Origin of the sequence: Maricaulis sp. MIT060901 (assembly GCF_047123815.1) — a bacterium.
Taxonomy (GTDB): Bacteria; Pseudomonadota; Alphaproteobacteria; order Caulobacterales; family Maricaulaceae; genus Maricaulis.
Genome location: NZ_CP138920.1, coordinates 87,004 through 100,415, shown reverse-complemented (window position 1 = coordinate 100,415; position 13,412 = coordinate 87,004). Strand labels below are relative to the sequence as shown.

13 protein-coding genes are annotated in these 13,412 nt (G+C 59.4%); 6 read left to right on the top strand and 7 right to left on the bottom strand.

What is annotated here, in order from left to right:
• Nucleotides 1–205 precede the first annotated feature (205 nt).
• The gene (locus SIC17_RS00480) at nucleotides 206–457 is read left to right on the top strand and encodes a hypothetical protein (RefSeq protein WP_412546060.1); all 252 of its coding nucleotides are present in this window, start codon (nucleotides 206–208) and stop codon (nucleotides 455–457) included.
• On the opposite strand, the gene SIC17_RS00475 is transcribed toward SIC17_RS00480, so the two are convergent.
• A complete protein-coding gene (locus SIC17_RS00475) occupies nucleotides 454–1,446 on the bottom strand; it encodes a helix-turn-helix transcriptional regulator (protein WP_412546059.1) in 993 nt (330 codons plus the stop codon). The two genes, SIC17_RS00480 and SIC17_RS00475, sit on opposite strands and share 4 nt — an antisense overlap.
• A gap of 76 nt (nucleotides 1,447–1,522) precedes the next feature.
• Here SIC17_RS00475 and SIC17_RS00470 point away from each other — a divergent pair, with 76 nt between their 5' ends.
• From SIC17_RS00470 to SIC17_RS00450, 5 genes are all read left to right on the top strand, one after another.
• The gene (locus tag SIC17_RS00470) at nucleotides 1,523–2,398 is read left to right on the top strand and encodes a YihY/virulence factor BrkB family protein (protein WP_291895440.1); all 876 of its coding nucleotides are present in this window, start codon (nucleotides 1,523–1,525) and stop codon (nucleotides 2,396–2,398) included.
• 81 nt (nucleotides 2,399–2,479) lie between these two features.
• A complete protein-coding gene (locus SIC17_RS00465) occupies nucleotides 2,480–3,184 on the top strand; it encodes a CoA transferase subunit A (RefSeq protein WP_412546058.1) in 705 nt (234 codons plus the stop codon).
• Nucleotides 3,184–3,843, top strand: coding sequence for a CoA transferase subunit B (locus SIC17_RS00460; protein WP_412546057.1), 660 nt, complete (start codon nucleotides 3,184–3,186; stop codon nucleotides 3,841–3,843). Before SIC17_RS00465 ends, SIC17_RS00460 begins: the two co-directional genes overlap by 1 nt.
• Before the next feature lie 109 nt (nucleotides 3,844–3,952).
• Complete coding sequence (locus SIC17_RS00455) at nucleotides 3,953–7,042, top strand: efflux RND transporter permease subunit (protein WP_412546056.1); 3,090 nt, start codon at nucleotides 3,953–3,955, stop codon at nucleotides 7,040–7,042.
• Between the two features lie 11 nt (nucleotides 7,043–7,053).
• On the top strand, nucleotides 7,054–8,124 hold the full coding sequence (locus SIC17_RS00450; protein WP_412546055.1) for an efflux RND transporter periplasmic adaptor subunit: 1,071 nt from the start codon (nucleotides 7,054–7,056) through the stop codon (nucleotides 8,122–8,124).
• A gap of 3 nt (nucleotides 8,125–8,127) precedes the next feature.
• Here SIC17_RS00450 and SIC17_RS00445 read toward each other — a convergent pair whose 3' ends face one another.
• Genes SIC17_RS00445 through SIC17_RS00420 form a run of 6 tightly spaced genes read right to left on the bottom strand, consistent with a single transcriptional unit; the run spans nucleotide 8,128 to nucleotide 13,411 of the window.
• The gene (locus tag SIC17_RS00445; RefSeq protein ID WP_412546054.1) at nucleotides 8,128–9,507 is read right to left on the bottom strand and encodes an L-serine ammonia-lyase; all 1,380 of its coding nucleotides are present in this window, start codon (nucleotides 9,505–9,507) and stop codon (nucleotides 8,128–8,130) included.
• A gap of 3 nt (nucleotides 9,508–9,510) precedes the next feature.
• On the bottom strand, nucleotides 9,511–9,777 hold the full coding sequence (locus tag SIC17_RS00440; protein ID WP_291895432.1) for an Lrp/AsnC ligand binding domain-containing protein: 267 nt from the start codon (nucleotides 9,775–9,777) through the stop codon (nucleotides 9,511–9,513).
• A 40-nt stretch (nucleotides 9,778–9,817) separates the two neighbouring features.
• Nucleotides 9,818–11,452, bottom strand: coding sequence for an AMP-binding protein (locus SIC17_RS00435; RefSeq protein ID WP_412546053.1), 1,635 nt, complete (start codon nucleotides 11,450–11,452; stop codon nucleotides 9,818–9,820).
• Entirely contained in the window at nucleotides 11,449–11,841 is a 393-nt protein-coding gene (locus SIC17_RS00430; protein WP_412546052.1) for a RidA family protein, read from the bottom strand. Before SIC17_RS00430 ends, SIC17_RS00435 begins: the two co-directional genes overlap by 4 nt.
• Nucleotides 11,841–12,251 (bottom strand): acyl-CoA thioesterase, encoded by a 411-nt coding sequence (locus SIC17_RS00425; protein ID WP_291895426.1) that lies wholly within the window; start codon nucleotides 12,249–12,251, stop codon nucleotides 11,841–11,843. Before SIC17_RS00425 ends, SIC17_RS00430 begins: the two co-directional genes overlap by 1 nt.
• Nucleotides 12,248–13,411 (bottom strand): acyl-CoA dehydrogenase family protein, encoded by a 1,164-nt coding sequence (locus SIC17_RS00420; RefSeq protein ID WP_412546051.1) that lies wholly within the window; start codon nucleotides 13,409–13,411, stop codon nucleotides 12,248–12,250. Before SIC17_RS00420 ends, SIC17_RS00425 begins: the two co-directional genes overlap by 4 nt.
• Between the last annotated feature and the right edge of the window lies 1 nt (nucleotide 13,412).

The following is a 13,412-nucleotide window of genomic DNA, read 5'->3' as shown; positions in this document are numbered from 1 at the left end:
CAGCAATCACTAATATTTGTATTCGAGATGAGCGGCCGCATTTCAGTCCCTCGCCGGATCGCCTTCTCGCTATCGAATTGATACCCCGAAGCGTCGGCCGCCCCCAACGGCCGGCGTTTCTTTTTGCCCTGAAATGGGGGTGACAGGTTTTGTCGTGGCGGTGGCTCATCTTGTTCTCAACACGAAGACAAGAAGGAGTTCAGACATGGCAATCGCACTTCAGGCATCCATCCCCGGCGCAGCAGGTTCCCAGAGCAATCTGGTCCCGCATCGCTTTCGTGACGGCTTCTTCCGCGTCCAGCGTGAAGGTGACGACATAAGCTGCATCCATGTCGAAGATCTGCGTTCGGTCTGCCGTTATCTGCACAAGGGTTATCAGCTGGCCATGAGCGCTGCTGACGGCCACTCCATGCCGTCCTGGCTGCCGGCTGAACAGGTCAGGATCGCCGTTCGCTAAGGCAGCCCCGGGAAATCTTCCCGACGATGTTCATTGACAAGGTCGGCGAGTTCCTTCGGCTCCAGAACCTCGACCTGGTCACCCCAAGCATAAAGATGCCAGCACATCTCCAGATGGCCGCTGGCAGTAAAACGGACATCGAGAGACCCATCCGGGTTTTCAACGATTTCCTGATCCGGATGAAATCGATATCGCGCGGCATGGGGGGCGGCCTTCGGCGTAAAGCGCCAGTGTACCGGCTTGAACTCGCGATCATTCTGGAAAACGCCGAAACTTCGCGCCGAATATTCCGCCAGATTGAAGTCCGGATCGCGTGCAAACCACTCCTCAGTCAGCACGGCGCGTTCAATATCCTCGATCCGGAAGTGTCGCAGGCGATTATCATCCCTGGAGGGATCCCTGGCGATGAGATAGCGCCGGGTTCCAAGGAGAATACCATAGGGTTCGATACGCCGTTCTCGGGCTGTGTCGTCATTGCGACCGCGATAGAGGATGACCAGGCGGAACGGCCCCTTGAGAGCGTCCGCGATGGCTTCATCCACCTGTGAATTGGTCGCCGGGCGAGGGCCGGGACGGGCGGCATGGCCCATTGCCTCCAACAGGGCTTCCTCATCAGCCTCGATGCCTGCACGACGACGGTCTGACGTCAGGAGTTTCACCGCACCGCCAAGATCGGACAATTGTTTCGCTTCGCTTGTCAGGCCCGCATTTGTCAACGTTTCCTTGGCCAGCTCCAGCGCGGCGAGCTGATCGGCAGTCGGTGCAAAAAACTCCGAGACCTTGCCGTGAGGAATGCGCCAGCGCTTGTGACCCTCATAGTCCACATAGGCCTCGGCATCGGGAAACACTGTTTCCAGCGCCTGGGTCATGCGTTGCGCGGTGCGACGGACACAGGCGAACTCTTCCTCGATCTCGGCGAGGGATACGCCGGTACGACCATTGGCGAGGCGCGCCAGCTGCAAAAGATCGACAGCCTTGGCAAAGGACATATGGCTAACTCCCTAATCGCTCGCAGCTTATCGAGACTTGGTGATTCTTTAACCGGACTCACGCTTAGCAGGCCGGATGTCAGCCAGCGAAACCCTTTCCAAGCCGACCCGCAAGCGGGCAGCCGTCATGATCGTCTTTTCGGCGATCAGTCGGTCAATGGCGCGGGATGTGATGTTGTTCGCCGGTGGAGCGTCATTTTTCGGCATGCTGGCCTTGTTTCCCGCAATTGCGCTGGCGATGTCGGTTTACGGCGTGGTGTTTTCTATCGCCGATGCAGAAAGCCAGTTCGCGCGGTTTTCTGAAATCATGCCAGCAGGTGCACAGGATTTCGTGCTGGGTCAAATGTCGCGTATCGCGGACGCGCCGATCGCGGTTCTGTCCGCACAGGGCGCTGTGGCCCTTGCCATCGCGCTCTTTGCCGCGTCGCGGGGTGTGAAGGCTTTGATCGCAGGGCTCAACCATCTCGCCGAGGACAAGGACATTCGCAATGTCATCCACTTCAACATCCTGGCCATGGTCGGTGTGTTGATTGGCGGCGTGCTTCTGACCCTCGCCAATCTGGCGGTGCTGATCATTCCGGTCGTGGCTCACCAGGTGTTCGAGTTTCTCAATATGCCGGAGCCTGATCTGGGCCTGTTCATCAATGAATGGACCGCGGCCGGCCTGTCGATGTTCCTGGCGCTGGAAATGCTTTACCGGCTCACCATGCGCAAGCGGGAACAGGCTGTGACCTGGAAAGCATCGACAAGCGCAGCCCTGGTGGCGACTGGTTTGTGGCTGGGTTTGTCGAAGGGATTTTCAACTTATGTCACTGAAGTGATCGATTTTAGCGTGTATGGATCACTCGGCGCTCTTGTCGTCTTCCTCTTGTGGATTTATTGGAGCGCATATGCCGTTTTCTTCGGCGGTGCTCTGGCGATCGAAATCGACGGTCGGCACCTCGACAGATAATGCGGCATGTCCCTTTCGCTGGTGTTCTTCGCACCTGCAGTATAAACATGAACCAGTTATCAACTTTGAACTGAGGTCCTCATGAACAAGGTATTTCCCGATGCCAAGGCCGCCCTGGACGGTCTGGTGTTCGACGGGATGACGATCATGGCCGGTGGTTTCGGCCTTTGCGGTATCCCAGAAAACTCCATCGCAGCGCTGCACGACACCGGTGTGAAGGACCTGACGGTGATTTCCAACAATTGCGGCGTGGACGGATTTGGTCTCGGCGTCTTGCTGGATGCCAAGCAGATTAAGAAAATGGTCTCGTCCTATGTTGGCGAGAACAAGGAATTCGAGCGCCAGTATCTTGAAGGCGAGCTGGAGCTTGAATTCAACCCGCAAGGGACGCTGGCCGAGCGTATTCGGGCCGGTGGCGCGGGCATTCCGGGCTTCTTCACCAAGACCGGTGTCGGCACGCTGATCGCCGAGGGCAAGGAACACCGCGAGTTCGACGGCGAGACCTTCATCATGGAAACCGGCCTGACCGCGGACGTCGCGATCGTCAAGGCCTGGAAGGCGGACCCGCAGGGTAATCTGATGTTCCGCAAGACCGCTCGCAATTTCAATCCGATGATGGCAACGGCGGGCAAGATCACCATTGCCGAGGTCGAGGAAATCGTTGGCCCGGGCGAGCTGGATCCGGATCAGATCCACACGCCGGGCATTTTTGTCCAGCGCATCGTCAAGGGCGAGTTTGAGAAACGCATCGAGCAGCGAACCATTCGTGAGCGGGAGGACGCATAATGGCCTGGACACGTGATGAAATGGCGGCCCGCGCCGCCCTGGAACTCGAAGACGGTTTCTACGTCAATCTTGGCATTGGCATCCCGACACTTGTCGCCAACCATATTCCCGACGGCATCGACGTCACGCTGCAGTCAGAGAACGGCATGCTGGGCATGGGTCCGTTCCCGTTCGACGATGAGGTTGATGCTGACCTGATCAATGCTGGCAAGCAGACGATCACCGAGCTGCGTCGCACCAGCTATTTCTCGTCCGCAGACAGTTTTGCCATGATACGGGGAGGGCATATCGACTTGTCCATCCTGGGCGCGATGGAAATCTCGGAAGAGGGCGATATCGCCAACTGGATGATCCCCGGCAAGCTGGTCAAGGGTATGGGCGGTGCCATGGACCTGGTTGCCGGCGTTAAACGCGTCGTTGTGATCATGGACCACGCGAACAAGCGCGGGGAACCCAAACTGCTCAAGGAATGCTCTCTGCCGCTGACCGGCAAGAATTGCGTTCACCGTATCATCACTACGCTGGGTGTGTTCGACGTGAAGGATGACGGTCTGGAGCTGATCGAACTGGCGCCGGGCGCTACGCTGGACCTGATAAAGGAACAGACGGAAGCCAAGTACACGGTTTCCGACAGGCTGGTCTCTCACGAGACCGCTTGATGAAAGAATTCTAAGGCGGTTCACGGCTATGTGAGCCGCCTTAGCAAGGTTTAATACCCCTAGACATTTCACGTGTTATCAGGTGCGTCGGCTATGCGAGGAGCCAGACATGCCTTTAACGCGACTTTCCCTGAACAACCCGGCCGCTGTTTTTGTGATGCTTGCGCTTGTCGCGCTGGCAGGCATTGTCGCGTTCACCCGCTTGCCGGTGCAGCTTATGCCGGACGTCGAGCGGCCACAGGTCAACATCGCCACATTCTGGCGTTCCGCGTCTCCGCTGGAAATGGAATCGGAAATCGTCGAGCCGCAAGAACAGGCGCTTTCGGGCCTTCCCGGGCTCGAGGAGATGCGTGTTTTTGTCAATGAAGGTAACGCCTTCATCAATCTGACCTTCGCTATCGACACCGACATGACCCAGACGGCGATCGAGATTTCGAACCGTCTCAACCAGGTCCCGCCACTGCCTCGTGATGCCATCGGGCCGAATATCGGTTCTTTCGGGGGAGATGCGCAGCAGAGCCTGATCTGGTTCTTCATGCAGGCCTTGCCTGGCAATCCTCAGGAGATCCACGAATATTCCGCCTTTGTGAGTGATACCGTCATCCCGCGTCTCGAGGCGATTCCGGGGGTGGCCAGCGTCCAGGTGGGCTGGGGACTGCGTCCGGAGGAGCTGCAGATCACGGTCGACCCGTATCGCGCTGCGGCGCTGGGCGTGACGCTGCCGCAGATCAGTGCAGCCATTGCCAACAACTCTGATGTTTCCGGCGGCAATGCCGAGATCGGTCGCCGTTCCTACCAGATGCGGTTTGAAGGTGAGTTTGATCCGCTCGAAATGGGTGAGCTTGTCATTGACTGGCGCGAGGGAAGTCCTGTGCGTCTGAGCGATGTGGCAGATGTCGAGGTCGGTTTTGGTGAAAGACGCGATTTCACCTACCAGAATGGCAATCCGGCCATGGGTATCGAGGTGCGCCGTCAACAGGGCGCCAATGTCCTGGCTGCCCTCGAGGCGGTGAAAGCGGAAGTCGACCGCATCAATGAGGATTTGCTCGCAGACCGGCAACTGGTCATGGCGCCCTCTTTCGACGCTTCGGTCTTTATCAATCGCGCGATTGATCTGGTTGTCGTCAACCTGTTCCTTGGCGTGGGTCTGGCAGTGTTCGGCCTCTGGCTGTTCCTGCGCCGCATGCGGGCGACCATCATTATCTCGGCCGCCATTCCGGTGTGTCTGCTATCTACGCTGATCGTGCTCTATCTTTTCGGGCGCACGCTCAACATCATCTCGCTCGCGGGACTGGCGTTTGCCACAGGCATGGTCATGGACGCCGCGATTGTCGTGCTTGAGAACATCATCCGCCGCAGAGAAGCGGGAGAAGACAGCCACACCGCGTCCGAGGCGGGGGCATCCCAGGTCTGGGGAGCTTTGCTGGCGTCGACGGTGACCACCGTCGCCATCTTCCTGCCGCTGATTTTTGTACGCGATGTGGAAGGGCAGCTGTTTGCCGATCTCGCATTGACCATCGCCGTGGGCGTTGGCCTTTCCATGATCGTTGCCGTGACCATTCTTCCGGTCGCCGTCAAACAATTCGTGCGTGACCGCAAGACGCAGACCGAGCAGCCGCTGCTTAACCGGGTCGCTGACGGGGTGCTCTGGCTGTCCAACACGCCGCGCCAACGGATCGCACTGGCGGCCAGTCTCATTATCCTGCCGTGCCTTCTGGCCTGGCAGTTCAAACCGGATGACGGCTATTTGCCGGAGGTCAAGCGAGACGCTGTCGATGCCTTCTGGATCTTCCCTCCTGGCACCAATCTGGACTGGGTCGAAGAGGAGGTGGCAACACGCGTTGTCGAGCGTCTTGAACCCTATATGAGCGGCGAACAGGAGCCGCGCCTGCGCAATTATTATTTCGGGACGTTCCCGGGGGGCGGGGGCGCCACTGCCGGTATCCGTGTGGCGGACCAGTCCCGCGTAGGCGAGCTAGAACAGATTGTTCGCGAGGAGATCATCGGGGACATTCCCGATGTGGTGTTCAGCTCTGCGCAGCAGGGCAATCTGTTTGGCGGTTTCCAGCAGGGCGGGGGGATACAGGTCAATATCCAGTCCGCTGACCCCGATGCCCGTGTCAGGGCTGTCAATGTCGGGTTGAGCATGTTGCGCGAGCGCTTTCCAGGCGTGAACATCAACGCCAATCCGCCGCCCGAGGCGACCCAGCCGCGTCTGACCATGGTGCCGGATGACCGTCGCATCCAGGAGGCGGGCTGGTCGCGTCGCAATGTGGCCGGGATGATCTCCATGCTCGGTGACGGCCAGTTCATTGGTGAGTATTTCGATGGCAATAGTCGCATGAACATGATCCTGCGGACGGAGGGCTGGGAGACGCCGGACGAGCTGGCAGGCCTGCCAATTGCAACACCGTCAGGCGCCGTTGTTCCGCTGGGCGATCTTGTAAGCGTGCGTGAGGAAGTCGGTGTGGGCGGTATTCAGCGTCTGAACCGCCGGCGTACGGTCACCATCAATATCAACCAGCCCGAGGACTTGACCCTGGGCGAGATCGTCAGCGTGATCCGCAACGAGGTAGAGCCCGCGATCATGGAGGAATTGTCCACGTCTGGTTCTGTCGCCTATGGTGGCAGCGCTGACAGCCTACAGCGCGCCAATGAGACCATGTTGATGAACCTGGCCATGGCGCTCGTGGTTTTGTTCATGATCCTGGCGGGACTTTTCCGCTCCCTGCGTGATGCCTTGCTGGTTCTGGTCTCCATCCCGCTGGCCGCAGTTGGTGGTGTGATCCTGCTGGCGATTCTGGATGTCTTCGTGACACAGCCGCTCGATCTTTTGACCCAGATGGGTTTCCTGATCCTGCTCGGCCTGGTCATCAATAATGCCATTCTACTGGTTGATCAGACCCGGCAGGGGGAGCGCTCCGGCCTGCCACGCCGCGAAGCTGTGGAACAGGCGCTGCGCATGCGTTTGCGCCCGATCTTCATGTCGACCATGACCAGCCTGCTCGGCATGTTGCCGCTGCTGCTCAACCCTGGCCCAGGCAGTGTTATATATCGCGGCCTGGCGGCGGCCATTGTTGGCGGCATGACAGTTAGCCTCATCTTCACCCTCATTCTCATTCCCTGTCTTCTGCGCCTCGGGGAAGGGCGCCAGGAGCGGGCCATTGGCGCCTCTGCGGCTTCGCAGCCGGCCGAATAAAGGGACAGACCATGTTGAACTCAATCCGCTCGAGCGTAATCGCCGGTCTGGCTCTCAGCGTTACGGCCCTAGTCGAAACGCCTGTCCTGGCCCAAAACGGCCCGCCGCCCGCCATCGTACGTATCGGTGAGGTCGTTGAACTCGACATGGCCCGGACGATCACCACGCCTGCCAGTGTCATCGCCCGCAATGATGCCCGTATCGCTGCGGAATCCTCCGGCCGGATCATCATGATCGCCGAGCCGGGAGATTTCATTGCCGCCGGTGGTGTCATCGCCCAGCTTGATGATCGTCAGGCGCGCATTCAGCTGGATGAAGCGCGTGCCAGCCTGGCGCGCAGCACGGCCAACGCGAACTATCAGCAGGCAGAAGCGGAACGTTTTACACAGCTGGCGCAAAACGGCACCGTGCCGACAACGCGACTGCGAGAGGTCGAGCTGGCCCGTGACCTTGCCCTGCAGGATCAAAGACAGGCCCGCGCTGCCATGCAACGCGCCGAGCTCGAGCTGGAGCGCACGCAGATATTGGCGCCTTTTGCTGGTCGCGTGGCTGAACGCCTGATTGAGGCAGGGGAACTGTCAGCGCCAGGTCGCGAGATTGCGCGCCTGGTAGATACGGATCATACCGAGGCCATTGCCATGGCGCCCGTTGCGATCGCGCCTTATCTCAGCGTTGGCCAGACCGTGACGGTATCCCTTCGCGATGGGGCGAGTATCGAAGCACCGATCCGCGCCATTATTCCGGTGGGAGACGCGGTCTCGCGAACTTTTGAAGTCCGTATTGATCTGGAGGGCACGGGGTGGCTGGTCGGTTCAGCCGCGCGTGCGGCTTTCCCGGCGGAAACACCGCGCAGCCAGACGGCCGCGCCGTATGACGCCGTGATCCTGCGTGCGAATGGATCCTTTGTCTTCACGGTCGGCGAGGACGACATTGCTCACCAGATCGCTGTGTCCACGGGTGTGCGTTCGGGCGGTTTCATCGCTATTGATGGCGATATCGAGCGTGGTCAGCGTGTCGTGGTGTCCGGTGCTGAAACGCTCAGCGAGGGACGTGCGGTTCAGGAACAACAGGATGATGCCTAGGCGTTAGCACTCAACCACATTGACGGCGAGACCGCCCTGGCTGGTTTCCTTGTACTTTTCCATCATGTCGATACCGGTCTGGCGCATGGTCTCGATGACCTGGTCCAGAGAGACTTTCATGTCTTCGGAATTGGCACGAAGGGCAAGACGAGCGGCATCAATCGCCTTGATGGCACCAATGGCATTGCGTTCGATACAGGGTATCTGAACGAGGCCGCCGACCGGGTCACAAGTCAGTCCAAGATTGTGCTCCATGCCGATTTCAGCGGCATCCTCGATCTGGTGATTGTCTGCACCCATGGCCGCGGCGAGGGCCCCGGCAGCCATCGAGCAGGCTACGCCCACTTCACCCTGGCAGCCGGCTTCAGCGCCCGAGATTGAGGCGTTTTTCTTGTAGAGCGAGCCAATCGCCGCAGCGGTCAGGAAAAAGCGCTGCAGCGCCTCTTCATCGTCGGGGTCACGATGATAGCGATCGAAATAGCGCGCCACGGCCGGGATGATGCCTGCTGCGCCATTGGTTGGCGCGGTGACGACACGTCCGCCGGCAGCGTTTTCCTCATTCACTGCCATGGCCCAGAGATTGATCCAGTCCATCGGGGCCAGCGGATCATCTGTCGGGTTTTTCGCCTCTTCCTTGAGGTCGCGATGCATTTTGGGCGCACGGCGTTTGACGTTCAGACCGCCGGGCAGGATGCCGTCCTGGCGCAAGCCGCGATCGATACAGTCTTCCATCGTGCGCCACAGCCCTTCAATGCCGGCCCGGATCGTATCTTCGGGCAGGAAGGTCCGTTCGTTCTCAAGCATGATACGGTGGATGGAGAGGCCGGTGCGTTCGCCGATTTCAAGCAATTCCTGGGCGGAACTGAACGGGTAGGGTTCGCCTTCCTTCACATCCGCCGCTGAATTGCGCCCCGCTTCGTGTTCATTGATGACAAAACCGCCGCCGATCGAATACCAGATCTCTTCGCGCAGGATTTCCTCGCCCTCGCCATAGACCTTGAATTTCAGAGCGTTGGAGTGGAAGGGCAGGCGAACATCGCCCCGAAAGTCCAGATCGCGTTTTTCAATGAAGGGGATTTCGGTGCCGTTGGCCAGTTTGAGCGTTTCTTCCGTGCGAATGCGTTCAAGCCGCTGTGGGACCGTATCCGGGTTCAGCTTCGCGGGGGCATTGCCCTCGAGGCCGAGGAGCACAGCCGTATCTGTTCCGTGACCCAGACCGGTCAGGGCGAGTGAGCCGTAGAGCTCAGTCTCAATCCGTTTGATGTCCAGCCCGTCGGCCAGAACACGGTCGACAAAAACCTTGCCGGCCTTCATCGGGCCAACCGTATGGGAGCTGGACGGACCTATTCCGATCTTGAACAGGTCGAAAACGCCAAAATGCATGGATCAGCCTTCGCCGAGACCGCGGTCACGCGTGAATGCGTTGAAACAGATGATGGTCTGCGTGTCCTTGATGCCCGATATTGTTTGGACTTGCTGGTTCACGAAACGACCGATATCGGTCTCGTCGGACAGTGTGAACTGCGCCAGCAGGTCGAACGCACCCGAGATCGAGTGCACCATCGGTGCCTCGTCGAGATTGTCCACCAGCGACGCTGCCACGTCATAAGTCCGGCCGAGCTCGCATTTGATGAAGACATAAAACTGGCGCATCTCATCCCTCTGGGCGGTTGATTCATGCCAAACTAGTACGTCATCCGCGAAGTTTGAAACGCTGAATCTTGCCAGTCTGTGTTTTCGGCAGCGTCTCGATGAATTCGACCCGGCGCGGGTACTTGTACGGCGCGATACTCGTCTTGACGTGATCCTGAAGCGCCTTGATTAGTGTTTCATCACCGGAAACGCCCTCCGCGAGAACAATAAAGGCGCTGACAACGGCCCCACGTTCCGGATCCGGCAGGCCAACGACAGCGGCTTCTGCGACCGCTTCATGCGTGAGCAGGGCCTGTTCGACTTCGGGGCCAGCGATATTATAGCCGCTGGACACAATCAGGTCGTCCGCGCGTGAGACGTACCAGAAATACCCGTCGGCATCCCGGGAGTAGAGATCGCCGGTATAGTTCCAGCCATCCCGCACATACTGGGACTGACGGTCATCATCGAGATAGAGACACCCGGTCGGCCCCTTGAGCGCAAGACGCCCGGTTTCTCCAGCCGGCAGCGTTTCGCCGTTCTCGTCTGCAATGCGCGCTTCATACCCTCGCACCACACGTCCGGTCGCACCGGGACGAACATCTGTCGCGGTGGTCGAAATGAAGATGTGGATCATCTCGGTAGCACCGATGCCATCAATCAGGCGGATGCCGGTTAGTGTGTGGAAGGCATCGGACGTCGCTGCCGGAAGGTGTTCGCCCGCCGAGATTCCCTTGCGAAGGCTGGACAGATCATGCTGGTCCCACAGCCCCATCATCGCGCGATACCCCGTGGGAGCGGTGAATGTCGTCGTCACCTTGAAGCGTTCGACGGTCTCGCACAGGGCGTCAAATCCTGGTCGGTCCGGGAAAGCAACGGCAAGGCCTGCGCGGGCCGGGAAGACCAGGAAGGCCCCCAGGCCAAATGTGAAAGCCAGGGGTGGCGTGCCCGCGTAAACATCATCCGGCTGCGGTTCCAGGCAATGCTGCGCGAAGGTATCGGCCATGGCCAGAACCGAAGAATGATAATGCGCGCAGGCCTTTGGCTCTCCCGTCGTGCCCGAGGTACAGGCCAGCAGCGCTATATCATCGCGTGCGGTGTCGGCATTGTCGAAGGTGACAGGTTTCCCGGCGACATCATCTTCAAGCATGCCATCACCGGCCCAGTCGACGATCGAGGCGAGCTTGCCAGTAATCTCTCGCGCTTCCTCAACAACTGGGCGCAGCTTGTTGTCACACAGAGCAAAATTGACTTCTGCCTTGGCAATAATCTTGGCCAGTTCGCCTCCGCGCAGCATCGGCATTGTGGTAACCGCGACAGCACCGGTCTTGATGGTCGCATACCAGGCGACGCTGAGAGCGATGCCATTGAAGCCGTGCAGTAAAACGCGATTTCCTGGTACGACACCCATTTCATCGACGAGATAATTTGCCAGCTGGTTGGCGCGTTCCATGAGCTGGCGATAAGTCAGGGTCTCGGCAACCGAGTAGATCGCGGTCTTGTCACCCAGCCCCTTGTCGACATTGGCATCGAGCAGCTCGACTGCGGCGTTCAGGCGATCCGCGTATTGCGGGGCTTCTCCGCCGAACAGGAGGTCCGGGCGCTGGTCAGCGGGCGGGAGGCGATCCCGGCAGAATGTATCGGCATGGCCAGTGGCGATCATCTTGTCCTCCTGCGTGTTGTCCAGAATGCTCATGACGGCAGTACCGCTGTGGCTTCCAGTTCGACCTTGGCGCGCTCCTCGATCAGCCCGGCGACGATAACAAAGGACATCACTGGATAACTGCGCCCCATCAACTCCTTCCAACTCGCTCCGATCAACTTGCCCGCCGCGAGATATTCTTCACGTGAAGTCACGTAACCTGTCAGCCGGACAATGTTTTCCGGCTTGCCGCCACCGGCCTCGAGAACAGCGATCACATTTTGCAGAGCCTGGTGGAATTGTTCGGCGAAATCATCGGAGACGATGGTTTCAGTCTCATCCCACCCGATCTGTCCGGCAATGAAGATCATCTCGCCATCACACTTGATACCGTTGGAATACCCGCGAGGGCGCGGCCATCTGCGTGGATTGATGATATCCATCACCTTGCCTCCATGCTGCGTTCGATGCGGGCCCTGAGTGGGTCCGGGATCCGCACGGGCTTGTTGCCTTCCATGCGAATGAAAACGAGGGTTTGCTGGACAAGTGCGCGGAGCTCGCCCTCAGCACTGATCCGGATCTCCAGCCCGATGGAGCTGCGCCCCAGTCGGACGAGGTTCAGTTCCAGCTCGACCAGGTCGTCCAGTCGGCTTGGGGCCTTGAAATCAACCTGGATGGTGGCGGTGGGAACGCCGTATCCATCCCTGAGGATCATCTGGTCGAAGCCATAATCCAGGGTGCGGAACCAATCCTCGATGGTCGCGTTGATCATCTCGAAATAACGCGGATAGAAGACGATCCCGGCCGGGTCCACATCGGCAAAGCCGACCTTGTGCCGATGTGTGAAGGTCATGACTTCGCTCCGGACAGGTGTGCGCGGGCAATAACGAGTTTCTGGACCTCCGAGGCGCCTTCATAGATGCGCAGGGCCCGGATCTCGCGATAGAGGGCTTCGGGAACCGACCCCTTGGTGACACCCAGGCCGCCAAAGATCTGCACAGCCATGTCGATTGCCTGTTGGGCGGTTTCGGTCGCGTGCAGCTTTGACATGGCGGCTTCGCGGGTGATGCGCTCTGCGCCGTTATCCTTGGCCCAGCCACCGCGATAGATGAGAAGGGCGCTGGTATCGATACCCAGTGCCATTTCGGCGAGCTGGGTCTGCACACCGGCAAGGTCGGAGAGCGCCGCCCCAAACAGCTGACGTGTCGTGGAACGTCTGGTGGCCTCATCAAGCGCACGCCGTGCAAAGCCCAGCGCTGCGGCGCCCACCGTGGAGCGAAAGACGTCGAGCGTTGCCATGGCAATCTTGAAGCCCTGACCAGATGTGCCGATCAGACGATCCAGGGGCAGGCGGCAATCATTGAACCGCAAATGCGCCAGCGGGTGCGGGGCGATAGTGTCGATACGTTCAACAATCTCCAGCCCCGGCGTGTCAGCATCGAGAATGAAGGCGCTGAGGCCGCGTGCGCCTTCTGCCTCACCCGTCCGGGCGAACACGACGTAAAAATCGGCAATTCCGCCATTGGAGATGAAGGTCTTTTCGCCATTGAGCCGGTATTCTCCATCGACCAGCTCGGCAGTTGTCGCGAGGTTGGCGACGTCCGATCCTGCTTCCGGTTCGGTGAGCGCGAAGGCGGCGCAGAACTCACCGGCTGCTACTTTGCGCAGATAGCGCTGGCGTTGCTCCGGTGTCCCGAACAACGAGATTGCGCCGGACCCCAAACCCTGCATGGCAAAGACGAAATCCGCGAGGCCTGATCGATAAGCCAGGTGTTCGCGGATCAGGCAGAGCGTGCGTACGTCCAGGCGGTCCGTATTGACCGGGACCGAATGAGCGGTCCACCCGGCTGCAGCAAGGTCTTTCAGGATAGCTCGGCAGTCAGCATCGACATCGGCATGATCGTGAAACCCGTCATCGCCGAAGCGGTCGTTGGCCCAGGTTTCGATCTCCGCCGCAAGCCGGCGGTGTTTGTCGTCCAGAAAAGGCCAGTCGAGATAGGAACGATCTGCCATG

What these genes read in the sequence shown, in the direction of transcription:
- SIC17_RS00460 (WP_412546057.1), top strand. Translation starts at nt 3,184, where the DNA reads ATGGCCTGGACACGTGATGAAATGGCGGCCCGCGCCGCCCTGGAACTC.
- SIC17_RS00465 (WP_412546058.1), top strand. Translation starts at nt 2,480, where the DNA reads ATGAACAAGGTATTTCCCGATGCCAAGGCCGCCCTGGACGGTCTGGTG.
- SIC17_RS00450 (WP_412546055.1), top strand. Translation starts at nt 7,054, where the DNA reads ATGTTGAACTCAATCCGCTCGAGCGTAATCGCCGGTCTGGCTCTCAGC.
- SIC17_RS00435 (WP_412546053.1), bottom strand. Translation starts at nt 11,452, where the DNA reads ATGAGCATTCTGGACAACACGCAGGAGGACAAGATGATCGCCACTGGC.
- SIC17_RS00455 (WP_412546056.1), top strand. Translation starts at nt 3,953, where the DNA reads ATGCCTTTAACGCGACTTTCCCTGAACAACCCGGCCGCTGTTTTTGTG.
- SIC17_RS00475 (WP_412546059.1), bottom strand. Translation starts at nt 1,446, where the DNA reads ATGTCCTTTGCCAAGGCTGTCGATCTTTTGCAGCTGGCGCGCCTCGCC.
- SIC17_RS00420 (WP_412546051.1), bottom strand. Translation starts at nt 13,411, where the DNA reads ATGGCAGATCGTTCCTATCTCGACTGGCCTTTTCTGGACGACAAACAC.
- SIC17_RS00440 (WP_291895432.1), bottom strand. Translation starts at nt 9,777, where the DNA reads ATGCGCCAGTTTTATGTCTTCATCAAATGCGAGCTCGGCCGGACTTAT.
- SIC17_RS00430 (WP_412546052.1), bottom strand. Translation starts at nt 11,841, where the DNA reads ATGGATATCATCAATCCACGCAGATGGCCGCGCCCTCGCGGGTATTCC.
- SIC17_RS00480 (WP_412546060.1), top strand. Translation starts at nt 206, where the DNA reads ATGGCAATCGCACTTCAGGCATCCATCCCCGGCGCAGCAGGTTCCCAG.
- SIC17_RS00470 (WP_291895440.1), top strand. Translation starts at nt 1,523, where the DNA reads ATGTCAGCCAGCGAAACCCTTTCCAAGCCGACCCGCAAGCGGGCAGCC.
- SIC17_RS00425 (WP_291895426.1), bottom strand. Translation starts at nt 12,251, where the DNA reads ATGACCTTCACACATCGGCACAAGGTCGGCTTTGCCGATGTGGACCCG.
- SIC17_RS00445 (WP_412546054.1), bottom strand. Translation starts at nt 9,507, where the DNA reads ATGCATTTTGGCGTTTTCGACCTGTTCAAGATCGGAATAGGTCCGTCC.